Origin of the sequence: Tabrizicola sp., from assembly GCF_051645465.1 — a bacterium.
Classification (GTDB): Bacteria; Pseudomonadota; Alphaproteobacteria; order Rhodobacterales; family Rhodobacteraceae; genus Tabrizicola.
This window is the reverse complement of sequence record NZ_JBOFBI010000024.1, coordinates 1-21,535: the sequence shown is the minus strand read 5'-3', so window position 1 is coordinate 21,535 and position 21,535 is coordinate 1. Positions and strand designations below refer to the sequence as shown.

Here is a 21,535-nt window from a genome sequence, read left to right as displayed (position 1 = left end):
TGCATTCACGCCTCGTCTCCGGCGGGGCGCCTATATCTAGCGCATTTCCTCGACCGGTGTTACGCCAAGGATACCAAGACCTGAGCAAATAACAACGCCCACGGCCCGCGCGAGGGCGATTTTTGCCGTCGAAATCGCCGTATCGGCCTGGATGAACCGCAATGCGTCGTCGTCGTTGCCCCGGTTCCAGAGGCCATGGAAGTCCGAGGCCAGCTCATAGAGGTAGAAGGCCACCCGGTGCGGCTCGTTCCCGCGCGCCGCGATCTCGACCAGCCGCGGCCATTCGCCAAGCTTGCGGATGACGTTAAGCTCTGCCTCATGCCCCAGATGCGCCAGATGCGCCGCCGAAAGCGTCGCGTCACTTACATCCAGGCCCGCCTCGCGCGCTTTCCGCAGGATCGAGTTCACCCGGGCATTCGCGTACTGGACATAGAAGACCGGGTTGTCCTTCGACTGCTCGGTCACCTTGTCGAAATCGAAATCCAGCGCCACGTCGTTCTTGCGGGTCAGCATGACGAAGCGAACGACATCCGGCCCGACCTCGTCGATCAAGTCGCGGAGCGTGACGAACGTCCCCGCCCGCTTCGACATCTTGACGATCTCGCCGCCCTTCAGAAGCTTCACCAGCTGGATCAGCTTGATGTCCAGCGTGACCCGGTTCTCCGACAGGGCCGAGACCACCGCCTTCAGCCGCTTCACATAGCCCGAATGGTCCGCGCCGAAGATGTTGATCAGCTCGTCAAACCCGCGCTGCACCTTGTTGTAGTGATACGCGATGTCGGGTGCGAAGTAGGTCCAGCTGCCATCGGCCTTCTGCACCGGGCGGTCCTGATCGTCACCGAACTGGGTCGACTGGAAGAGCGTCTGCTCCCGCGCCTCCCAGTCTTCAGGCATCTTGCCCTTCGGCGGTTCAAGCGTGCCGCGGTAGATCAGCCCCAGCCCCCGCAGCCGCTCGATCGCCGCTTCGATCTGCCCCGTCCCGTAAAGCGCCTTTTCGCTGGAGTAGACGTCCATCGTCACCCCAAGCGCCGCAAGGTCGCCCCGGATCATCTCAATCATCATGTCGGTCGCGAATTCGCGGACCTCGGCCAGCCAGTACTGCTCGCCCTTCTCCAGAAGACTGTCGCCGTACTTCGCCTTCAGCGCCTCACCGACGGGCTTCAGATAGTCGCCCGGATAAAGCCCTTCCGCGATCTCGGGCGAAAGCCCATGCGCCTCGCGGTAGCGCTCATAGGCCGACCGCGCCAGCACGTCGACCTGGCCCCCGCCGTCGTTGATGTAATACTCCCGCGTGACCTCCCAGCCCGCAAAGGCCAGAAGCCGCGAGAGCGCATCACCGACCACCGCGCCCCGCGCATGGGCCACATGCATCGGCCCCGTCGGGTTCGCGCTCACGAACTCCACGTTGACCTTCCGCCCCGCGCCAAGCGTCGAGCGGCCATACGCAGCGCCCTCGACCAGAACGTCCCGCACCAGCCCCTGCCAGGCCGCCGGTTCCAGCCGCAGGTTCAGAAACCCCGGCCCCGCCACATCCGCCCCCGCCACCCGCGGGTCTTCCATCAGCTTCGCCGCCAGCGCCTCGGCAATCGCCCGCGGAGCCATCCCCGCCGGTTTCGCCAGCACCATCGCCGCATTCGTCGCCATCTCGCCATGCCCCGCATCGCGCGGTGGCTCGACTGCAACGGCTGAAAGGTCCAGGCCCGCAGGCAGTATGCCCGCAGCCATCATGGCCTGCAACTCGGCCACCACAAGCTCACGAATATCGGCGAACAGGTTCATTTGATCACATCCTCTCAGGCATTGGCCATGCCAGAGCCCATGCGAGAGGTCAAGGATCACCCCTGCCGCCAGTCCTGCAGCGCGGCATTCTCCTCCGCCACCGCGCCTTGGGCAGCATAAGGCGAAACCACCCCCCGCGTCCGGAAGTAATGCGTCTCCCGCGCCCCGAAGTAGAACGCGACAATCGCCCCCAGAAGCCACCACAACGGCTCCGGCACCGCATTCAGCCCCACCATCCGCGCCGCAAACGCCTCCGGATCGACCATCGCATAGGTGAAAAGCCCCAGCGTCCCGAAGGCGAGCATCGGCCGCGGCAGCCGGTTCAACCCGTTCACCATCCGGTCGAACCAGCTGAGAGCCGGGTGCTGATACTCCTCGCCCAACTGCTGCAGCGCCGCCATCTGCGCTTCGGCCGACAGCTCCATCCGCTTGGTGGCCGAGGGCACGAAGACCTCCGCCACCCCCTTCGCAGCCTCCCCCAGCGCCGCCACCGCGCCCGGGCCGCCGATCAGCTTGCCAATCACCCCCATGCCGCCACCCGCGCTGCGTGCTGGGCCGCAGTCAGGTGGTACCTGGCCGAGATGAACTCCTCGGCCCGCATGATCCACCCGCCCTTGCCCCCATCCTTGCGGCGGGCAAACTTCCGGCTCGCCGGGCGCTTCTCAGCCAAAGCGTAGTAGTAGTTACGCCGCGCGATCCCATAGGCATCGGCCAGATGGGTCGGCGCCACCTCATAGGCCATCTCAGCCGCCCGAACCGTCTGCGGTCCGATCTCGCCATCCGGTTCACACGGGAACCCCATGTCGGCCAGCAACCGCTGCAGGATCTTCACCGCATTCCCGCCCGCATTGACATACATGTCGAAGACCGAGGCCTGGATCGCCTCAGGCAGCGCCGCGATCCCTGGCCCTGCGTAGTAGTGCCGAAGATAAATCTCCACCGCCTGCGCCCGCGTCAGCGCCTTCACATCCGCCACGTCGATCCGCGTATCCCGGTTCACGTCGATCCCCAGCCGCCGCATCGTGTGGATCGTGACCCCATGGTTGGTCGCCCCGCCCGGATCGTCCGGGTCGTTCACAAAGCCGCCCTCTCGCGCGACAATCTCTTCGGCAATCTCGCGGACATTCGGCATCGGCACCCCCGTAATTCATCGGGGAAAAGCCTCGCAAAACGGCGTTAACGCCCGCCTGCCTCAGCGCACGCCGGTTACCTATCTGATTTTTCGCAGAAAAATCGTATCCGTCGGGGTCAGCTCTCAGGCTCCTTGTAGACGCCCTGCTCTTTCAGCGCATCCACAACTTCCTTCGGCATATAGGTCTCGTCATGCTTGGCCAGCACTTCGGTCGCAACGAAAACCCCGCCCTCCATCCGGCCCAAGGCCACCATCCCCTGCCCTTCGCCAAAAAGGTCGGGCAGCACGCCGGTGTAGCGGACCGGCACGGTTGCGTTCGTGTCGGTGACAGCAAAGGCCACTTCCGTCCCCTCGCCCCGCTTGACCGAGCCTTCGACGACCAATCCCCCGATCCGGAAGGTCTCGCCTTCGCCTGGCGGCCTCTCGACCACCTCAGTCGGGCTCCGGAAGAAGTTGATGGCTTCACTCGGCACGAAGACCCAGATCACAAGTACAGCCGACATCAGCGCAACCGTTGCCAAGGCAATGATCTGGACACGGCGCTGCTTCTTCAGCCCCTTCAGACCCCGCATCTCCTGCCTGCCATTCATTGTTCGCGTCCCTTGCCCTAGAGGGCCTTCTGTCACGCCTAAGGTGGGAAGGCCTTGACCCTCGTCAACCCCCGCTCGTCGTTTGGCTTCGCCCCTCCTCGCTGCCACACCGCACCCCTCGCGAGGAGGAGACGAAGTCGAACGACGAGCTTTCCTGCCAACTCAAGGGAACACAGGCGCCAGCATCAGCCCCGTCGTTTCCTCGATCCCCAGCATCAGGTTCGCGTTCTGGATCGCCTGCCCCGAAGAGCCCTTGGTCAGGTTGTCCAGCACCGCAATCACCACCGCCCGGCCGGGGACACGGTCGCCGATCACGCCCAGATGGCAGAAGTTCGACCCCGAAATGTCGCGCGTCGAAGGGAGAGCACCGAACGGCAGAACCTCCAAGAATGGCTCATTTTCATAAGCCTTTTCAAGCGCCTGATGGACGACCTTCGCGTCGCCCCTGACATAGACCGTCGCGAGTATCCCCCGGTTCATCGGCAAGAGATGCGGCGTGAACTGCACCCGCACCGGACGCCCCGCAACTTTCGAGAACTCCTGGTCGAACTCCCCCAGATGCCGGTGCTTGCCGCCCGCCGAATAGGTATATGTCCCGCCCGACAGCTCGGCGTGCAGAAGGTTCTCCTTCAACGACCGCCCCGCCCCGGAAACCCCGGCTTTCAGGTCGATCAGGATGTCATCCAGATCAATGCACCCCGCCGCGATCAGGGGCCGCAGTGCGAACTGCCCGGTCGCAGCGTTGCACCCCGTGCCCGCCACCAGCCGGGCGGACCGAATTTCGTCGCGGTAGAACTCGGTCAGCCCGTAGACCGCTTCCTTCTGCAAGTCCTGCGCCGCATGTGGCTGGCCATACCACTTCTCATACTCCGCCGGGTCCCGCAGCCGGAAGTCGGCGGACAGGTCCACGATCTTCAGATCGCGGGGAAGCCTGGCCACCACCTCCTGCGTCGTGGCATGAGGAAGTGCGCAGAAGCACAAGTCAACATTGGAGAAATCGATCTCGTCGATCTTCACCAGCTTTGGCAGGTCCAGATGCCGAAGGAACGGAAAGACCTCCGCCATCGCCATCCCGGCCTTGCGGTCGGCCGAAAGCGCCACGATGCGCATCTCCGGGTGCGTCGCGATCAGGCGGACAAGCTCGGCACCGGTATATCCCGAGGCACCGAGGATGGCGATCTTGCTGGTCATGGCTTGGCCTTGAACATGATGCGAACGGCCCTTCTTTGCGGCCAGCGCCCGCAGTTTGCAAGAGGCGCGAAAGCTTAGTTCAGGCTGCGCTGGCGGCAAGCGAACGGGTTGGCAGCCAGCTTGCAGCAGAACTCCGGGGCAGCAAATGGTCCTGTTGGTCCAAAAACAACGCGATCTGCCCGCAATCCTGCCATTTTTCGACATCACGTTAACGTTGTACTGATTGTGGAGCAGCGTTGAATGCTCCGAAAAGAAGCTGTCTAGAAAAACGTGACCACGGCAAAAAGGGACAAAACCGTGAGAAACTTTTCTGATTTCCTTAAGGACGATTCCGGCGCAGTGACGGTCGACTGGGTGGTTCTGACCGCCGCTATTGTCGGCCTTGGGCTCATCGTCTTCCTGGCTATCCGACCGGCTGTTTCGGATCTGGCTTCCTCGATCGCCCACACGCTTCAGCACGTCAAGGGCTGCCTCGATTCGGGCGGCACCGGCCACAGCTGCCCGAGCTAACAAAAGGACCGAGCAGCGAGCTGCCGGGCAGGTGCGAACTCGCCTGCCCGCAAACCTTACGCAACGGTTAACGCCTCTATAACCTATTGGAATCGCTTGCGGCGCCCAACTGTCCCACCGTGGGACAGCTGCTTGTCACCCTACCGGCACCCACATCACGTCATCGATCCGGGGGGCCCCCGTGGCCAGCATCACCACCCGGTCGAACCCCATCGCGATCCCTGACGCAGGCGGCATCAGGGCCAGCGCCGCCAGGAAGTCCTCGTCCAGCGGATACCTCTCCCCATAGACCCGCGCCTTCTCGTCCATCTCCGCCTCGAACCGCCGCCGCTGTTCCTCGGGGTCGGTCAGCTCGCCAAACCCGTTGGCAAGCTCCACCCCGCAGGCATAGACCTCGAACCGCTCCGCCACCCGTCCGTCCCCCGGCACCCGCCGCGCCAGCGCCGCCTCGGCCGCGGGGTAGTGATCCAGGATCGTGATCCGCCCGATCCCCAGCTTCGGCTCCACTTTCTCCGACAACACCCGGCTCAGCATGTCCGACCAGGTATCATCCGAAGCTCGCCGCACCCCGATCCGGTCCAGCTCCACTCCCAACCTCTCTGCGTCCGTCGACCCATCCGGGTTGATCGAGCCCAGAAGGTCCACCCCCGCATGGGCCTCGAACGCGTCGGCCACCGTAACGCGCTCGGGCTCCTGAAACGGATCGCAGGTCCGGTCGCGGAACCGCAGATGGCTCGCCCCGGACTCGTGCGCGGCAAGCTGCAGGAAGGTCACGGTGTCGACCATCAGCTGCGTATATGGCTCGTCCACCCGATACCACTCCAGCATCGTGAACTCGGGGGAGTGGAGCGGCCCCCTCTCGCGGTTCCGCCAGACATGCGAGAACGCATGGATCCGGGTCTCCCCTGCCGCGAGAAGCTTCTTCATCGCGAATTCGGGCGAGGTGTGGAGGTACATCGACCGCGGCACCCCATCGTTCCCGATGGCTTCGGTCCGGAACCCATGCAGATGCGCCTCGTTCCCCGGGGAAATGGCCAGTGCGGCGGGGTCGACTTCGGTGAAGCCCTCGCCCGCCAGCCACCCCCGGATCGCCGCCAGAATCCGGTTACGGGTCAAGAGCAGAGGGCGGCGGTCGGCGTGGACGGCGGGGGTCCACCAGGGAGACGAGGGATTCATCTGGAAATTCCGGTCGGGATGGGTTAGGCCGCGCGGCGTTGCCGGTCTAGGGGACTGGCCTTCCAATCACAAGGACTACCACCCGTGAAAGTCATCGCCTCTTCGCTCCGTAAGGGCAATGTCGTCGAGATGGACGGCAGGCTCTACGTCGTTCTGACCGCCTCGAACTTCCACCCCGGCAAGGGCACGCCGACCACGTCCGTCGACATGCGCCGGATTTCGGACGGGACGAAAGTCAGCGAGCGGTGGCGGACGACCGAGATGGTCGAGAAGGCGACCGTCGACGAGCGGGAGTATGATTTCCTTTATGAGGACGGCGAGGGGTTCCACTTCATGGAGCCGACCACCTATGAGCAGGTCGTCGTCACCGAGGACATCCTGGGGGCGAACAAGCCCTACCTCCAGGAAGGCATGCGCTGCTATGTGAAGACCTTCGACGGCGTGCCGATCGCGATGGAGGTGCCGCAGAAGATCACCGTCGAGATCATCGAGACCGAGCCGGTGACGAAGGGGCAGACGGCCTCGTCGTCCTACAAGCCGGCGGTCGTGCAGAACGGCCTTCGGGTCATGGTGCCACCGCATATCGGGCCGGGCGTGCGGATCGTCATCAATACCGATGATGACAGCTATGTGGAACGCGCCAAGGACTGATGGGCACCGTGCTCAGGTTTTTTTGTCCACTTAAATCAAGGCCTTGTCAGTGATCGTTAAGGAATTGGCAATGTTTTGGGGCACGCCGCGGGGCGTGCCTTTTCGTTTGGTGAGTTCAGTATTCGCCGGGCCGAAGCCCGGCCTACGCGGCTTCGAAAGCAATCTTCCGGCGCAGGATCTGGGTCGCCTTGTTCGAGACGCCCGCCGGTTCGCCGGTCGTCAGGAACTTTGACTGCGTGCCGGCCCCCAGGAACTGAGGGCGCCGCTGCAGGTAGTCGGCCAGGCTTTCGGCCACCAGACTGGCCTGCGAGTAGACCTTGACCTCGGACCCCAGCGCATCCTGAAAAACCTTTTCCATCAAAGGGTAATGCGTACAACCTAAGATCGCGGCCTCGGGATGCGGCATCCGGCGTTTCAGGGCCTCGACATGGCTGCGCACCAGCGCTTCGGCCAGGATATCGTCGCCTTGTTCGATCGCATCGACCACGCCGCCGCAGGGCTGTGCCTCGACATCGACGCCAATCGCCCGGAACGCCAGTTCGCGCTGGAACGCGCGGGAGGCTACCGTGGCCGGGGTTGCAAACAGCGCCACATGCTTCACCGCCACTTCGCGCGGCGGCGAATTGTCGCCCCATTGGCGTTCGGTCAACGCCTCGATCAGCGGGACGAAGACGCCAAGGACGCGCTTTTCCGGCGGAACCCAGGTTTCCTGCATCCGCTTCAACGCGGCGGCGGAGGCGGTGTTGCAGGCGAGGATCACCAGATCGCAGCCCTCGTCCCACAGACGCTCGACCGAGGCGCAGGTCAGGTTGAAGATGTCATCGGCGGTCCGGACACCATAGGGGGCGTGGGCATTGTCGCCAAAATAGATGAAAGGCACATCGGGAAGCCGCTTTGTTACCGCATCAAGAACAGTAAGCCCGCCGAGCCCCGAATCGAAGATGCCAACCGCCATGCCTGCCCCTTTCGCGCCCTCTACACGTCGCGGGCGCCTTTGCCTTTTCAGCAATCATAGGACGGACGGCTGAGGGGCGAAAGAGCCAAGCGCAGGCAGAGCGAAGCTGCGAAGGTCAGGAAAGCCCGGGTTTACTTGTTATCGCGTTTCCCTATCTACCCTCTGGCGTGATAGGGTGCTGGGCGCATTTGGTGAGGTAAGTGATGGATTGGGACAAGCTGAGGATTTTTCACGCCGTCGCGGAAAAGGGCAGCCTGACCCATGCCGGGGACGTTCTGCACCTGTCGCAGTCCGCAGTCAGCCGCCAGATCCGCGCGCTGGAGGAAAGTCTTTCGGTCACCCTCTTTCACCGCCACGCGCGGGGGCTGATCCTGACCGAGCAGGGTGAGCTTCTGTACGACGCCACACAGCAGATGGTGCGCCGGCTTGATGCGACGGCCGCCCGTATCCGCGACAGCGAGGACGAGGTCTTCGGCGAGCTTCGGGTGACGACGACGACCGGCTTCGGGACGCTCTGGCTCGCCCCCCGCCTTGCACGGCTTTACGAGAAATACCCAGCGCTGAAGATCGACCTCATGCTGGAAGAGCGGGTCCTTGACCTGCCGATGCGCGAGGCGGATGTGGCCATCCGGATGAAAGAGCCGTCGCAGGCCGACCTGATCCGGAAGCGTCTGATGAACATCAAGATGCAGCTTTTCGCGACGCCCGAGTATCTGAAAAGCCACGGAACGCCGGAATCGCTGGACGATTTCAGTTCGCACCGGCTGATCTGCCAGCATGCGGGCACGCCGCAGGTGGCGGCCGGGGCGCTTCTGGTGCAGGACCTGATGACGCATGACATCCCGTCGACGCTGACAGTGAACAACTATTTCGGCGTCTTGCAGGCCGTGCTGAACCATCTGGGGATCGGCGTGCTGCCGGACTACCTGACCGACGACTTCCCCAACCTTGTCCGCGTCCTGCCGGATGTCCAAAGCGCCGAGGTGCCGGTTTTCCTTGCCTACCCCGAGGAGCTGCGCCATTCCAAGCGCGTCGCAGCCTTCCGCGACTTCGTGACCGAAGAGATCATGGCCTTCCGCCGCCGTCAGGCCGAGGACGCAGCGGCCTGATGGGCGGTATGCGGCAGCTGCATATCCGTCATGCCCAAACGTCGGGCAAACCATACTTGTTTGCGCAAGCATGCGGCATTAAGTGAGTTCTCGAAGCGGTGACGAGCTTGCTCTCACCCCTTCGTACCTCCCTGTTGGACTTGGCCGAGCGGAAGCTCGGCCCTTTTTTTATCGCAGTGCAGCGCGCCGGGCTGTCAGGAACGCGCGGTCGGCTGCCGAGGCGGCAAGCGCGATTGCGGTGTCGTAGGCGGCAAGGGCCTCTGGCGTTCGGCCCGTGCGGGCCAGAAGCTCGGCCTTTGCGGCGTGGAAGGGCTGGTACTCGGCCAGATCGTCGGCAATCGCATCAAGGTGTTGCAGGGCCAGGTCCGGATGTCCGGCTTCAGCCAGGGCAACCGCATGGTTCAGGCGGATGACGGGCGTCGGCTCGAAGTCATGGAGGCGGGCGTAGAGGGCGGCGATCTGCGGCCAGTCGGGACCATCGGCGGCGGTGTTAAGGGCTGCAATCGCGGCCTTGATCTGGAAGGGTCCGGGGGTGCGGCGGGCGACGGCGCGGTCGAGGATGGCGAGCCCTTCGGCAAGCATCCCGGCGTTCCAGAGGGTGCGGTCCTGTTGGGTTGGCGGCAGGGTCTGGCCCTCCGGGCTGATGCGGGCGGCGGCGCGGGACTGGGTGATGAGGAGAAGGGCAAGGCAGCCTTCGACCTCGGCCTCGTCTGGGGCTAGCGTGACGAGGAGGCGGGCGAGGAAGATCGCCTCGGTGGAAAGTTCGGTCTCGGGGCCCTGGGCGTAGCCTGCGGTGAAGATCAGGTAGACGACGGTCAGGACGGAGTTCAGCCGTTCGGGCCAGTCCTCGGGGCCGGGAACGGCGAAGGGGATGCGGGTTGCAAGGATCTTGGCCTTGGCGCGGGAGAGGCGCTGGCCCATCGTCGCCTCGGCATCAAGGAAAACGGCGGCGACCCTTGGGGTGGGAAGGCCGCAGAGGGTGCGGAGGGTGAGGGCGACGCGGGACTTCTCCTCAAGCGCGGGGTGGCAGCAGGCGAAGATCAGCCGCAGCCGGTCGTCGGGGATTTCGGGCGCTTCGGCAAGCACGGCTTCCTCCTCGGCCAGTCGTTCCATCTCGGCGGCGTGGCCCTGTGCGGTTTTGTCACGACGGTAGCCGTCGATGGTCTTGCGAAGGGCCGCGCGGAGAAGCCAGCCTTCGGGGCTGTCCGGTACCCCTGCCCTGCCCCAGTGGGTAAGGGCCGAGGCCATCGCCTCCTGCAGGGCATCCTCGGCGCGCTGGACGTCGCCGGTCCGGTACGCGAGGGCGGCGAGAAGCCGCCCCCGGTTGGTCCGCATGACCGTCTCCAGAACCCTTGCAACGGGGATGGCACGGGAGGCGGATTGCGTCATCTTAGCCTGCCGGGTTGTAGTCCATCAGCGGTCGGACCTCGATGGTGCCGAAGTTCACTGACGGGATGAGGGCGGCGTAGGTCAAGGCGGTCTCCATGTCGGGCACGTCGATGACATAGTAGCCGCCAAGGTATTCCCGCGTCTCGGCAAAGGGGCCGTCCATCGTTTCGACCTTTCCCGCCGTTGCCCGGATGGAGCGGGCGGTTTCGGTGCCCTGGAGCCCTTCGCCGCTGCGCAGGACGCTGTCGGCCTTCATCTTCTCGTTCGCCGCGAAGTAGCCGCCCATCATTTGCTGGAACTCGGGGGTGCCATAGGCGGGCTGACGGGAAGGGTCGTTGTAGATCAGAAGCATGTACTGCATGGCTTTTCCCCTTAGAGGCCAAGGATGTTGACGCCCAGGCAGACCATCGCGTTCAGGGCTGCAAGGATGTTGGTTCCATTGCCGACATAGCGCAACGGGTGGCCGGCGTTGTCGATCTTCAGCCCGAAGGGATGTGCGATACGCCCGACCAACAGAAGGCCGCCCGAGATGTGCAGGTAGAGATCAGGTGCGTTCATCCCTTCGGCGAGGATCATCAGGATCAGGATGAAGAACGTCCATTCCGCGAAGTTGCCGTGCTGGCGGATGCGCTGAAGGAGGAGCGGGTTGCCAGCGTCGCCGATCGACACGCCATTCGCGCCACGCCAGGAGGTCACGCGGAACCACAGGATCAGGTAGATCAGAGCAAGCGGCAGGGCATAGAGGGGGGTAACGGTGAAGACCATTTCTTTACTCTCTTCTGTTGATGTTGGGGTTTTCGTTTCTGGATTGCGCCCGTCCGGGACGGTCAGGGCGGCAGGGCGCCGCCCCTGATTGCGCGAGATGTCCTTCGTGGGTTCAGTACTCCATCACCGGCCGCACTTCGACCGAGCCATAGCGGGCTGCGGGAATTTCGGCTGCATAGCGGAGGGCCGCATCAAGATCGGGGGCGTCGATCAGGTAGAAGCCGCCCAGATGTTCATGCGTTTCGGCAAAGGGGCCATCCATGGTCTCGACCTTGCCGGCGCGCTTGCGCACGGTGGTTGCGGTCTCGATGCCCTGAAGGCCTTCGCCAGCGACGAACGTGGCGACGCCCTTCATCTTTTCGTCCAGCGTGAAGTATTCGCCCATCATCGCGTCGAACTCTGTCGTGCCCGGTGCGGGCTCGGCGCCTGGAGCGGAGTAGAGCGTCAGGAGGTACTTCATGGCAAGTCCTTTCATATTGCGATCTGTGGCGGGATTGCCTTCGATCTTAAAACAAGGACGCGCGGGCTTGCGGGATTTCGACATGGCCCACAATTTTTCTGCGAAAAATTTTCGGCCGCACCTGATGGGCCGGTTTGCCCTTCCCCCGCCGATCCCTTATGACGCCCGGGAACCGCCAGAGGGAATGCCATGTCAGAGCCCGCCATCACCCCGGAATTGGTCGCCAGCCACGGGATCAAGCCCGATGAATGGGAACGGCTATTAGGCATTCTGGGGCGGGAGCCTTCATTCACCGAGCTCGGCATCTTCTCGGCGATGTGGAACGAGCATTGCTCGTACAAGTCCTCGAAAGTCCATCTGAAGAAGCTGCCGACCACCGGGCCGCAAGTCATCTGCGGCCCCGGCGAGAACGCTGGTGTCGTCGATATCGGCGACGGGCAGGCGGTGATCTTCAAGATGGAGAGCCACAACCACCCTTCTTACATCGAGCCGCATCAGGGCGCTGCGACCGGCGTCGGCGGCATCCTGCGGGATGTCTTCACCATGGGCGCGCGGCCCATCGCGGCGATGAACGCGCTCTCGTTCGGGGTGCCCTCGCACCCGAAGACCGCGCATCTGGTGAAGGGCGTGGTCGAGGGCGTGGGGTCATATGGCAACGCTTTCGGCGTGCCGACGGTCGGGGGCGAGGTCCGTTTTCACCGCAGCTACAACGGCAACTGTCTGGTGAATGCGTTTGCCGCCGGTCTCGCCGATACCGACAAGATCTTCTACTCGGCCGCCTCGGGTGTGGGGATGCCCGTTGTCTATCTGGGGGCCAAGACGGGGCGCGACGGGGTTGGCGGGGCTACGATGGCCAGTGCCGAGTTCGACGACACGATCGAGGAAAAGCGCCCGACAGTGCAGGTGGGTGACCCCTTCACCGAGAAGCGGCTTCTGGAAGCCTGCCTCGAGCTTATGGCAAGCGGGGCGGTCATCTCGATCCAGGACATGGGGGCGGCGGGGCTGACCTGTTCGGCGGTCGAGATGGGCGACAAGGGCGGCCTTGGGATCAAGCTCCAGCTTGACGACGTGCCCCAGCGTGAAACCCACATGACGGCCTATGAGATGATGCTGTCGGAAAGCCAGGAGCGCATGCTCATGGTGCTGAAGCCCGAGATGGAGGCCGAGGCGCGGGCGATTTTCGTCAAGTGGGACCTCGATTTCGCCATCGTGGGTGAGACGATCCCGGAAGACCGCTTCCTGATCCTGCATGGGAACGAGGTAAAGGCGGATATTCCGCTGTCGAAGCTTTCCTCTTCTGCGCCAGAGTACGACCGGCCCTGGGTGGAAAGCCCGGCCCCTGCCCCGTTGCCTGCGCTGCCGGCGATCACGCCGATTGCGGCGCTGAAGGCGCTGCTCGGCTCGCCATCCTATGCGCACAAGGCCTGGGTCTATGAGCAATACGACAGCCAGGTTGGGGCCGATACCATTGTCTCTCCGGGCGCGGGTGCGGGTGTCGTGCGGGTGCATGGGACGGGGAAGCTTCTCGCCTTCACGTCGACCGTCACGCCCCGCTATGTGAAGGCGAACCCGTTCGAGGGCGGCAAGCAGGCGGTGGCGGAAGCTTACCGGAACCTTGTCGCGGTGGGCGCGCGGCCCCTGGCCACGACCGACAACCTGAACTTCGGCAATCCGGAAAAACCCGAGATCATGGGGCAATTCGTCGGCGCGCTGCAGGGCATCGGCATGGCGGTGAAGGCGCTGGACATGCCCATCGTCTCCGGCAACGTGTCGCTTTACAACGAGACGGACGGCCAGCCAATCCTGCCCACGCCGACCATCGGCGCGGTCGGGATCATGCAGGCCGGTGATCTGATTGCGGGTCAGCCGCGCGAAGGCGATGTGGCGCTGGTCATTGGCGAGACGCGCGGGCATCTGGGCCAGTCGGCGCTGCTGGCCGAGGCGTTCGGGATCGAGGCGGGCGATCCGCCGCCGGTGGACCTGACCTCCGAGACGTCCTCGGCCAAAGCGCTCCTCGCCAACCGCAGGCGGATCCACGCGGCCCGTGACCTTGGTGACGGCGGCCTTGCGCTGGCGGCCTTCCGCATGGCCGAGGGGGCGGGCCTTGGGCTTACGCTGAAGTCGGGCGACATCGGCCAGCTTTTCGGCGAGGATCAGGCGCGCTATCTGGTGGCGATCCGGGCCGATGACCTTGCGGCCTTCATGGCCGCCGCGGGGGGCGTCAAGGTCACGCGCGTTGGCCAGTTTGGCGGGGACCGGGTGACGTTCGGCACCGACAGCGCGCCCCTGGCAGAGCTTTCAGAGCTTTATCGCACCGCCCTGGTAAGGACTGTCGGACTTTAGCGCCCGCTCCATCGGCCTTAAGGTCTGGACAAACGGTATGGGACAAGCCCGATGCGCCTTCTTGCGATCCTCTTCGCCACGCTCCTGGCGGCGGCTTCTCCGGCAGCGGCCCAGTGCCTGCTCTCTTGCGACCAAGAGATCACCGACCCGGCCGAGGCCCGGCGCATTCTGCTGACCGCAATCGGTGGCGAAGTCCCGACAGAGCTTCAGTTCCACGGCATGTTCCTGGGCGGTTTCCAGGACGCGTTCATCCAGGCGAAATTCTCGGGCGACAAGACTGCCGTTGCGGCTTTGCTTGCGAGCTTCGGTGCGCGGATGGAGGATCTGCAGCCCGATCCCGACCCTTATCTGGGCCCCGGGGAGCCGGACTGGTGGGACCCGGAAGACCAGCGGGACATGCAGACTCTCCCCACCAGGAAAGTGGCCGGCTATTTCATCGACATCTCTGTCTGTAGCGACCCTGCCGCACCCGACCGGTATCTGGTCTACATCTCGGCCTACCAGACCTGAGGGCCCCGCGACCCGCACGACGGGCACGCGTCAGGTTTGTCCTGGAGGGTCGGCCTCGCAACCACTGGTTCCGCCCCGCGCCTGCCCGGACCGCCGATGTTATTCGCTGCGGGATGCTGCGGTCAGAATGGGAAGCCCTTGAACCCCTTCCGGCCCAAGCCTAGGTTGAGGCCGAGTACGGGAGACATCTGCAATGCCCATCGAGGCCCGCGACATCGAAGCCCTCCTCCGGGAGAGCTTCCCCAAAGCGAAGATCAGCGTGCAGGGCGACGATGGCGCGCATTTCGCCGCCGAAGTGATCGACGAAAGCTTCCGGGGCATGAACCGGGTACAGCAGCAGCGCGCCGTCTATGCGGCGCTGAAAGGCAAGATGGACGGCGCGCAGGGCGAACTGCACGCGCTGGCCCTGACAACGAAGGCTCCGGAGTGACATGGCCACGGGTGCTGGACTTGGCAATCTGATCCCCGTCGCGATGTCGCTGGTTGGCATCGTGACGATCCTTCGGGCCCGGGCGAAGCGGCGCAGGGGTGAGCCGGAGGTCGACCAGGGCTTCGAGCAGCGGCAGGCGGCGGCAGCGGAAATGGAACGGCGCATGGCCTCGTATCTGGCGGGGCGACAGTCTGGTGGATGGGATGAGGCGCCGGATGCTCCCAGCGACAGCGCAGAGTCCGCAACCCAAAGGTCAGACAGACGGGCATGACACGCGACGACGAACCCGACAACAGGTGGCCAACCAACGCCGCAATACTTATCTTCGTACGGCTGTTAGCGGTTCCCTTCGTTGGCCTTATCACCCTTATGCTGCCAAGCAAGCATGAGAAGGCGGTCGTCCGCGCCGAAGCGGACCGTCTGTGGAATGAACATCGGGGACGCGAGGCCGAGATGGACCGCTATCTAAACAGCCGTGATGGCGCAGACGATAACGAGACCAAGGAATTGTTCTTGGAGGCCGCCCCGGCCACAACTGACCCAATTGCCGCAGATGCAGGCAGTGCAGCATCAAGGAGACAACAATGACCGCGCAGGACCAGATCCGCGAGACGATCACCAAGAACGATGTGGTGCTTTTCATGAAGGGCACCAAGATGATGCCGCAGTGCGGGTTCTCGTCCCGCGTGGCGGGGGTTCTGAACTTCATGGGGGTGGAGTTCCAGGACGTGAACGTGCTGGCCGACGCCGACATCCGGCAGGGGATCAAGGACTTCAGCGACTGGCCGACGATCCCGCAGCTTTACGTCAAGGGCGAGTTTGTCGGCGGCTGCGATATCGTGACCGAGATGACGCTTTCGGGTGAGCTCGACCAGCTGCTGGAAGCCAAGGGCGTGGCCTTCGACAAGGCCGCGGCGGACAAGATCCGGGAAGCGAACGCCTGAGGGTGTTAAGAAATTAGGGTGGGCTATGCCGCCCGCCCTTCTCAGGCCTTCTCTTCGACCCGCGCGGCCATCGCTTCGGCCCTGGCGGCGATCTCGGCCAGGGTTTCTACCACGCCCTGCGGCATGACGGCCACGTCGCGGGTGGCCACTGGGCGGGCCTCAAGCTCGGTGACACGGGCGCGGAGAGAGCGAAGCTCGTCCTCAAGCGCCGCCGTCTTGTCGGCCAGCATCAGGCCAGCCATCAAGAGCATCTTGGCCTCAGGCAGCCGCCCCATCTGGGCGATGATCGGGGAAGCCTCGGCATCCAGCATCCCTGCGGCGGAGCGGAGGAAATGCTCTTCCCCCGGCTGGCAGGCGACCTGAAAGCTGCGGCCGCCGATGGTCACGTCAAGTTCAGGCATTCCGGGCCTCCGTCAGGTGGGGTTCGAGGGCAGCGAGGATTTCATCCATCTCGGCCATTTCCGTAAGGCGGGTCGCCCGCAGCGCTTCAAGCTCGGCCATCAGCGTCTTGTTGATCAGCTGGGGCTCTGCAACGCCCGAAGCCTGCGCGGTCCGCAAGGCCTCCAGCTGCTCGCGCAGGGTCGCATTGACCCGCCGCATCCGCTGGAGTTCCAGGCCCTGCACGTCAAGCTCTTGTGTCAGACGGTCGACCTTTTCCTGCAGATCGCCCTTCGCCTCACGCTCTTTGGCGGCACGAAGGCGGGCCTGAAGCTGGGCGGTCAGCGACTTCTCTTCTTCCAGCTGCGCCCGGAGCGCGGCATCCGACCCCTGCACTCCGGCAGCAGGTGCCGCGCCCTTCGGGAGGGCCGACATCCGGTCCACCCCTTTGCCGATACGTTCCAAAGCGGCTGTGATCCGCTTTTCAAGCTCGGTAATTTCTTGCATCCCCCACCCCTTGCACTCAGGCGCTGTTCCGCACCCTTTGTCGTCCCACACTTAAGCCGAATCGCCCCGACTTGATCGATGTCGATCTTACCGCGAAACCTGGGAAAGGCGACCGGCCTTTCTTCCCAAGGCCTTGGGGAGCGAGCTTGATCTTGCCGGTGGGGCTGGATAGGACGCTTGCGACGTCTTTTCCCGCCGCTTGCCAAAGGAATGCCGCCTTGGACATCCAGACCCTTCGTTCGAGCCACCCCGACCACTGGATGCGCGCCACCGCGATCCGCGCGCTGACGCTGGATGCCGTAGCAGCGGCGAACTCGGGCCATTCGGGGATGCCGATGGGGATGGCCGATGTGGCGACGGTTCTCTTTGAAAAGCACCTGCGGTTCGACCCCAAGGCCCCCCGCTGGGCCGACCGCGACCGGTTCATCCTGTCGGCTGGGCATGGGTCGATGCTGATCTATTCGCTTCTGTACCTGACCGGCTATGCCGACATGACGCTGGACCAGATCAAGGCGTTCCGGCAGTGGGGGTCGATCACGGCGGGGCACCCGGAATACGGCCATGTCGCGGGGGTGGAAACGACAACGGGACCTTTGGGCCAAGGGATTTCCAACGCGGTTGGTTTTGCGATTGCCGAGGAGAACCTGCGCGCGCGCTGGGGGGCGAAGGTGCAGGACCACTACACCTGGGTGATCGCCGGTGACGGCTGCCTAATGGAGGGCGTTTCGCACGAGGCCATCGGTCTGGCCGGCAAGCAGCAGCTTTCGCGGCTGATCGTGCTTTGGGACAACAACGGGATCACCATCGACGGGAAGGTTTCCATTGCCGACATCACCGACCAGAAGGCACGCTTCGCGGCGGCGGGCTGGGATGTGTTCGAGTGTGACGGGCACGATCCGGTGGACATCGACCGGGCGCTGACGGCGGCGAAGGCTTCGGTGCGCCCGGCCATGGTCGCCTGCAAGACGCATATCGCTTTGGGCCATGCGGCTCAGGATACCAACAAGGGTCACGGGGCGCTGACCGACAAGGCGCAGCTGCAGGCGGCGAAAGATGGATATGGCTGGAAAGGCGGGCCGTTCGAGGTGCCTGCCGAGGTGAAGCGCTGGTGGGAGTCGCTGGGTGCTCGGGGGGCGAAGGCGCGGGCGGAGTGGGAGGCGCGGCTTGCGGCTCTTTCGCCCGCGAAGCAGGCCGAATTTGCGCGGATTTTCGCATTGGAGGCTCCGGCAAAGCTGGGCGCCGCGATCCGGGCGGTGAAGAAGCAGGCCGTCGCGGATATGCCGAAGCTTGCGACCCGGGCGGCGTCTGAGAAGGTGCTGGCGGCGGTGAACCCGGTTCTGCAGGAGACCATTGGGGGGTCGGCTGACCTGACGGGGTCGAACAATACGAAGACCGCCGATCTGGGGGTGTTTACTCCGGAAGATCGCAAGGGCCGCTACATCTATTTCGGCATCCGCGAGCATGGGATGGCGGCGGCGATGAACGGGATGGTCTTGCACGGGGGGGTGCGGCCTTATGGCGGGACGTTCATGTGCTTCACCGACTATGCGCGTCCTTCGATGCGGCTTTCGGCGCTGATGGGGGTGCCGGTTGTCTATGTGATGACGCATGACTCGATTGGTCTTGGTGAGGACGGGCCGACCCACCAGCCGGTGGAGCATCTGGCGATTTCGCGTAGCACCCCGAATACGCTGGTGATCCGTCCGGCTGATCTGGTGGAGGTGGCCGAGGCCTGGGAGATCGCGTTGACCGAGAAGACGCGGCCTACGGTGCTGGCTCTGAGCCGGCAGAACCTGCCGGCGGTGCGGAAGGTCCATACGGCTCAGAACCTGGTTGCGAAGGGGGCTTATGTGCTGGCTGAAGCCTCGGGGAAGCGTCAGGTGATCCTGATCGCCACCGGGTCGGAGGTGGAGATCGCGCTCAAGGCGCGTGAGGCGCTGGAGGCGGAGGGGATTGGCACCCGCGTCGTCTCGATGCCGTCGATGGAGCTGTTTGCGGCGCAGGATGAGGCCTACCGGAAGCGGGTGCTGCCTGCGGGGCCGGTGCGGGTGGCGATCGAGGCGGGCGTCCGGCAGGGCTGGGACCGCTGGCTTCTGGGCGAGCGGGGGCGTGAGGCGAAGGCGGGGTTTGTGGGGATGGCAAGCTTTGGCGCCTCGGCCCCGATGGAACGGCTTTACCAGGAGTTCGGGATCACGCCCGAGGCCGCGGTCGCGAAGGCCAAGGCGCTGCTTTGACCGTAACGCTGAGTTACGCCTTTTCCAGCCCATTGATATCAATGGGTTAGATCAGGCCCATTCACTTTTCGGCAAGAAATGGCGGCTCACGGCCGCAAGGCAAACCGGCCCGGCCCGTGGGCGAAAAGGACCAGGCAGCCACCGGCTATGGCCCAGTTCTTGATGAAGATCGACATCTGCCAGGCATCGCTGGGGATGAAGTGAAAGAGGCTTGTGATACCGCAGTAGGCCGCAAGCATCAGGGCCATGGGCCTGACCTGGATCCCGAGGATCAGGGAGAGCGCCGCCAGAAGGTTGAAGACCAGCGCCGGCCAGACAAGCCAGGTGGGCCAGCCCCGAACAGCCAGAACGACTTCGACAGCCATCGGCACCCAGGCCTTGTGCAATGCTGCCAGAAGGAAGAGGGCGGCAATCAATAGGCGCCCGACAAGCGCCGCGATGTCACCCTGGGTGCCCATCGGGGCCCGCCTTCTTTCCGGTCATTGTCGCCCAGAGCGGCCCGATCACGCGGGTCGCGACCGGGATCAGGAGGACGCCGAGGATCAGGCCGAAGACACCGTCAATGGCCGCGGCCACAAGCCATTTGACGAAACCCTGGGCCACGGGCATCGCATAAGCGGTGGTTTCGGCGATGTGTTTGATCGTTTCGTAGGGCCACGCCCAGAGGTGCGTGTCCTCAAGCCCGTGCAGGACGATACTGCCGCCAACCCAAAGCATCGCAGCGGTTCCAACGATCGACAGAAATGCCATCAGCTTCGGCATCGCAAGGACAAGCCCCCGGCCAAGCGCCCTGCCCCCGGAGGTGCGGCCCGTGGCGGCTATGTGCAGGCCCACATCGTCCATCTTCACGATCAGCGCGACCGCGCCATAGACTGCAACCGTGATGAAGATGCCAACGACGGCGAGCGTGATTGCCTGCATCCAGAAGTTCGGGCTGTCGATGGTATCAAGCGCAATGGTCATGATTTCGGCTGAGAGTATGAAGTCAGTCTTGATGGCACCGGCGACCTTTTCCTCTTCCAGATGCGCCGGGTCCTTGGTGTCGAAGTCCTCTTCGATCTCGTGATCGGCATGCGGGGCGAAGGCGTGGACGACCTTCTCGGCCCCTTCGAAGCAGAGATAGGCCCCGCCGAGCATCAGAAGCGGCGTGATGACCCAGGGCGCGAAGTAATCGAGTGCGAGCAGGCCCGGCAGAAGGATGATCAGCTTGTTCTTCAGCGAACCAAGCGAGATGCGCCAGATGATCGGCAGCTCGCGGTCGGCCTCGAAGCCATGGACATACTTGGGCGTGACCGCGGCATCGTCGATCACGACGCCCGCCGCCTTCGCCCCCGCCTTGGCCGCCGCCGCCGCGATATCGTCGACCGAGGCGGCCGCCACTTTGGCGATGGCCGCCACGTCATCGAGAAGTGCCAGAAGCCCGCTCATTATCTAATCCCGACAGACATTTCCGCTGCATGGTAGCTGACCTCGGCCGCGGGGCAAACGCTTTCGGGCCAAAACCGGAAGACCTGTCACCGGTCTGTCATAGGGGCGCGAAAGAGTGACGCAAATCAGGAGCGTATGCATGGGATATGACTGGCAGACCGAATTGGTACCCCCCGAAGGCACACCGGTACGCTACCTTGGCCAGAGGTTTGACGCCGAGGGGCGCTTCCTTCCCGAAGCGGGAAACACGGTGGTGGCTCAGGTCGTGCCGGGGTCGCCCACCGAAGCGGCGCTGATCTGGCTGCGGGGCGAGATGATGGCCCTGCCCTTCGCGCATCACTTCGCCTTCACCGCGATCCCGAGCTACCACATGACCGTCTTTGAAGGCGTGATCGAGACGCGGCGCAAGGCCGGGCACTGGCCGGAGTCGGTGCCGCTGGACGCGAGCATCGACGACGCGACAGCTGCGATGACCGGGCTTCTGAAGGGGCTTGAGCCCCTGCCCGATTTCGCGATCCGGCCCGTCGAAGTCACTCCGTTCGGTCTGACGCTGGAAGGTGCTACCGGCGGGGACGAGGCCAAGGCGCGGGCCTGGCGCGACAGGCTTTCGGAAGCGCTGGGGTACCGCACGCCGCACCATGACAGCTACACGTTCCACACGACGCTTGCCTATGTCCGGGCCTGGCTGCCTGCCGCCGCGATCCCGGACTATGAGGCCGCGATGCGGCGCCTGTCGGACGGGTTTCTGGCCCGCGTGCCGGTGATGGACCTTGCGCGCCCCGCCTTCTGCCGCTTTGCCGACATGAACGCCTTTCCACCGGTGGCGCTGCTTTAGTGCGTCTCGCCAGCAGTCTCAGGATGGCCTATTGGAAGGAGAATCCATTCAAGGTGAGACCCGATGCTTCGTTCCAAACCGCTTTCCCGGCCTCGTCCGCAGTCTTTGGGTGCAGGACGGGAGGTGCGGCGTTGACCAATCAGATTGCTCTGGTCCTGATACTGGTAATCCTGGCGGCCATCGGGCTGGACCTTTTGGCGAATGACGGCGTGGCGCTGA

General features: G+C 64.2%; 27 protein-coding genes. 12 read left to right on the top strand and 15 right to left on the bottom strand.

All coding sequences use genetic code 11. The features are described 5' to 3' along the window. Positions 1 to 36 precede the first annotated feature (36 nt). The 5 genes from argS to argC form a co-directional block, all read right to left on the bottom strand. The gene (gene argS, locus ACRCSW_RS01505; protein WP_438702232.1) at positions 37 to 1,779 is read right to left on the bottom strand and encodes an arginine--tRNA ligase; all 1,743 of its coding nucleotides are present in this window, start codon (positions 1,777 to 1,779) and stop codon (positions 37 to 39) included. A 56-nt stretch (positions 1,780 to 1,835) separates the two neighbouring features. Continuing rightward, entirely contained in the window at positions 1,836 to 2,309 is a 474-nt protein-coding gene (locus ACRCSW_RS01500; protein WP_438702231.1) for a holin family protein, read from the bottom strand. After that, positions 2,300 to 2,911, bottom strand: a complete 612-nt coding sequence (locus tag ACRCSW_RS01495) for a holin-associated N-acetylmuramidase (RefSeq protein WP_438702230.1) — start codon at positions 2,909 to 2,911, stop codon at positions 2,300 to 2,302. Before ACRCSW_RS01495 ends, ACRCSW_RS01500 begins: the two co-directional genes overlap by 10 nt. 116 nt (positions 2,912 to 3,027) lie before the next feature. Next, entirely contained in the window at positions 3,028 to 3,474 is a 447-nt protein-coding gene (gene ccmE / locus ACRCSW_RS01490; protein ID WP_438702244.1) for a cytochrome c maturation protein CcmE, read from the bottom strand. A gap of 189 nt (positions 3,475 to 3,663) precedes the next feature. Next, positions 3,664 to 4,692 (bottom strand): N-acetyl-gamma-glutamyl-phosphate reductase, encoded by a 1,029-nt coding sequence (gene argC / locus ACRCSW_RS01485; protein ID WP_438702229.1) that lies wholly within the window; start codon positions 4,690 to 4,692, stop codon positions 3,664 to 3,666. Between the two features lie 297 nt (positions 4,693 to 4,989). On the opposite strand from argC, the gene ACRCSW_RS01480 reads away from it, so the two are divergent. Further along, on the top strand, positions 4,990 to 5,202 hold the full coding sequence (locus tag ACRCSW_RS01480; RefSeq protein ID WP_438702228.1) for a Flp family type IVb pilin: 213 nt from the start codon (positions 4,990 to 4,992) through the stop codon (positions 5,200 to 5,202). Positions 5,203 to 5,337: 135 nt separating this feature from the next. On the opposite strand, the gene epmA is transcribed toward ACRCSW_RS01480, so the two are convergent. Further along, on the bottom strand, positions 5,338 to 6,378 hold the full coding sequence (gene epmA, locus ACRCSW_RS01475; protein WP_438702227.1) for an EF-P lysine aminoacylase EpmA: 1,041 nt from the start codon (positions 6,376 to 6,378) through the stop codon (positions 5,338 to 5,340). 84 nt (positions 6,379 to 6,462) lie between these two features. On the opposite strand from epmA, the gene efp reads away from it, so the two are divergent. Then, complete coding sequence (efp, locus tag ACRCSW_RS01470) at positions 6,463 to 7,029, top strand: elongation factor P (protein WP_438702226.1); 567 nt, start codon at positions 6,463 to 6,465, stop codon at positions 7,027 to 7,029. A gap of 142 nt (positions 7,030 to 7,171) precedes the next feature. Here efp and murI read toward each other — a convergent pair whose 3' ends face one another. Further along, positions 7,172 to 7,984: a glutamate racemase gene (gene murI / locus ACRCSW_RS01465; RefSeq protein WP_438702225.1), complete on the bottom strand. Its 813-nt coding sequence runs from the start codon at positions 7,982 to 7,984 to the stop codon at positions 7,172 to 7,174. A gap of 203 nt (positions 7,985 to 8,187) precedes the next feature. Here murI and ACRCSW_RS01460 point away from each other — a divergent pair, with 203 nt between their 5' ends. After that, positions 8,188 to 9,093, top strand: coding sequence for a LysR family transcriptional regulator (locus ACRCSW_RS01460; protein WP_438702224.1), 906 nt, complete (start codon positions 8,188 to 8,190; stop codon positions 9,091 to 9,093). Between the two features lie 168 nt (positions 9,094 to 9,261). Here the strand turns inward: ACRCSW_RS01460 and ACRCSW_RS01455 are convergent, their stop codons facing one another. The 4 genes from ACRCSW_RS01455 to ACRCSW_RS01440 all read right to left on the bottom strand — a co-directional run bounded on the left by ACRCSW_RS01455 (position 9,262) and on the right by ACRCSW_RS01440 (position 11,722). Then, positions 9,262 to 10,482: an RNA polymerase sigma factor gene (locus ACRCSW_RS01455; RefSeq protein ID WP_438702223.1), complete on the bottom strand. Its 1,221-nt coding sequence runs from the start codon at positions 10,480 to 10,482 to the stop codon at positions 9,262 to 9,264. A 1-nt stretch (position 10,483) separates the two neighbouring features. After that, positions 10,484 to 10,843 (bottom strand): YciI family protein, encoded by a 360-nt coding sequence (locus ACRCSW_RS01450; RefSeq protein WP_438702222.1) that lies wholly within the window; start codon positions 10,841 to 10,843, stop codon positions 10,484 to 10,486. An 11-nt stretch (positions 10,844 to 10,854) separates the two neighbouring features. After that, the gene (locus ACRCSW_RS01445; protein WP_438702221.1) at positions 10,855 to 11,247 is read right to left on the bottom strand and encodes an MAPEG family protein; all 393 of its coding nucleotides are present in this window, start codon (positions 11,245 to 11,247) and stop codon (positions 10,855 to 10,857) included. A 112-nt stretch (positions 11,248 to 11,359) separates the two neighbouring features. Next, positions 11,360 to 11,722, bottom strand: a complete 363-nt coding sequence (locus ACRCSW_RS01440) for a YciI family protein (protein ID WP_438702220.1) — start codon at positions 11,720 to 11,722, stop codon at positions 11,360 to 11,362. Between the two features lie 174 nt (positions 11,723 to 11,896). On the opposite strand from ACRCSW_RS01440, the gene purL reads away from it, so the two are divergent. The 6 genes from purL to grxD all read left to right on the top strand — a co-directional run bounded on the left by purL (position 11,897) and on the right by grxD (position 15,934). After that, entirely contained in the window at positions 11,897 to 14,050 is a 2,154-nt protein-coding gene (gene purL / locus ACRCSW_RS01435) for a phosphoribosylformylglycinamidine synthase subunit PurL (RefSeq protein WP_438702219.1), read from the top strand. A 51-nt stretch (positions 14,051 to 14,101) separates the two neighbouring features. Continuing rightward, on the top strand, positions 14,102 to 14,560 hold the full coding sequence (locus ACRCSW_RS01430) for a hypothetical protein (protein WP_438702218.1): 459 nt from the start codon (positions 14,102 to 14,104) through the stop codon (positions 14,558 to 14,560). 193 nt (positions 14,561 to 14,753) lie between these two features. Then, positions 14,754 to 14,990 (top strand): BolA/IbaG family iron-sulfur metabolism protein, encoded by a 237-nt coding sequence (locus ACRCSW_RS01425; protein WP_438702217.1) that lies wholly within the window; start codon positions 14,754 to 14,756, stop codon positions 14,988 to 14,990. 1 nt (position 14,991) lies between these two features. Next, positions 14,992 to 15,261 carry a hypothetical protein gene (locus tag ACRCSW_RS01420; RefSeq protein WP_438702216.1) on the top strand — a complete coding sequence of 90 codons (270 nt, stop codon included), beginning with the start codon at positions 14,992 to 14,994 and terminating at the stop codon, positions 15,259 to 15,261. Beyond that, positions 15,258 to 15,578, top strand: coding sequence for a hypothetical protein (locus ACRCSW_RS01415; RefSeq protein WP_438702215.1), 321 nt, complete (start codon positions 15,258 to 15,260; stop codon positions 15,576 to 15,578). The genes ACRCSW_RS01420 and ACRCSW_RS01415 overlap by 4 nt, the downstream gene beginning before the upstream one ends. Continuing rightward, the gene (grxD, locus tag ACRCSW_RS01410) at positions 15,575 to 15,934 is read left to right on the top strand and encodes a Grx4 family monothiol glutaredoxin (RefSeq protein WP_438702214.1); all 360 of its coding nucleotides are present in this window, start codon (positions 15,575 to 15,577) and stop codon (positions 15,932 to 15,934) included. The genes ACRCSW_RS01415 and grxD overlap by 4 nt, the downstream gene beginning before the upstream one ends. A gap of 41 nt (positions 15,935 to 15,975) precedes the next feature. Here the strand turns inward: grxD and ACRCSW_RS01405 are convergent, their stop codons facing one another. Together ACRCSW_RS01405 and ACRCSW_RS01400 are read right to left on the bottom strand one after the other, a co-directional pair. Next, the gene (locus ACRCSW_RS01405; protein ID WP_438702213.1) at positions 15,976 to 16,335 is read right to left on the bottom strand and encodes a cell division protein ZapA; all 360 of its coding nucleotides are present in this window, start codon (positions 16,333 to 16,335) and stop codon (positions 15,976 to 15,978) included. Beyond that, positions 16,328 to 16,819: a hypothetical protein gene (locus tag ACRCSW_RS01400; RefSeq protein WP_438702212.1), complete on the bottom strand. Its 492-nt coding sequence runs from the start codon at positions 16,817 to 16,819 to the stop codon at positions 16,328 to 16,330. Before ACRCSW_RS01400 ends, ACRCSW_RS01405 begins: the two co-directional genes overlap by 8 nt. A 218-nt stretch (positions 16,820 to 17,037) precedes the next feature. Here ACRCSW_RS01400 and tkt point away from each other — a divergent pair, with 218 nt between their 5' ends. Further along, positions 17,038 to 19,053, top strand: a complete 2,016-nt coding sequence (tkt, locus tag ACRCSW_RS01395; RefSeq protein ID WP_438702211.1) for a transketolase — start codon at positions 17,038 to 17,040, stop codon at positions 19,051 to 19,053. 86 nt (positions 19,054 to 19,139) lie between these two features. On the opposite strand, the gene ACRCSW_RS01390 is transcribed toward tkt, so the two are convergent. Then, positions 19,140 to 19,511, bottom strand: a complete 372-nt coding sequence (locus ACRCSW_RS01390) for a DoxX family protein (RefSeq protein ID WP_438702210.1) — start codon at positions 19,509 to 19,511, stop codon at positions 19,140 to 19,142. Continuing rightward, positions 19,495 to 20,481 carry a DUF808 domain-containing protein gene (locus tag ACRCSW_RS01385; protein WP_438702209.1) on the bottom strand — a complete coding sequence of 329 codons (987 nt, stop codon included), beginning with the start codon at positions 20,479 to 20,481 and terminating at the stop codon, positions 19,495 to 19,497. The genes ACRCSW_RS01390 and ACRCSW_RS01385 overlap by 17 nt, the downstream gene beginning before the upstream one ends. Before the next feature lie 139 nt (positions 20,482 to 20,620). Between ACRCSW_RS01385 and ACRCSW_RS01380 the strand changes: the two genes are divergently transcribed. Both ACRCSW_RS01380 and ACRCSW_RS01375 read left to right on the top strand, forming a co-directional pair. Then, positions 20,621 to 21,316, top strand: coding sequence for a DUF1868 domain-containing protein (locus ACRCSW_RS01380; protein ID WP_438702208.1), 696 nt, complete (start codon positions 20,621 to 20,623; stop codon positions 21,314 to 21,316). A gap of 23 nt (positions 21,317 to 21,339) precedes the next feature. Further along, a partial coding sequence (locus ACRCSW_RS01375) for a hypothetical protein (protein WP_438702207.1) occupies positions 21,340 to 21,535 on the top strand: 196 nt, incomplete at its 3' end.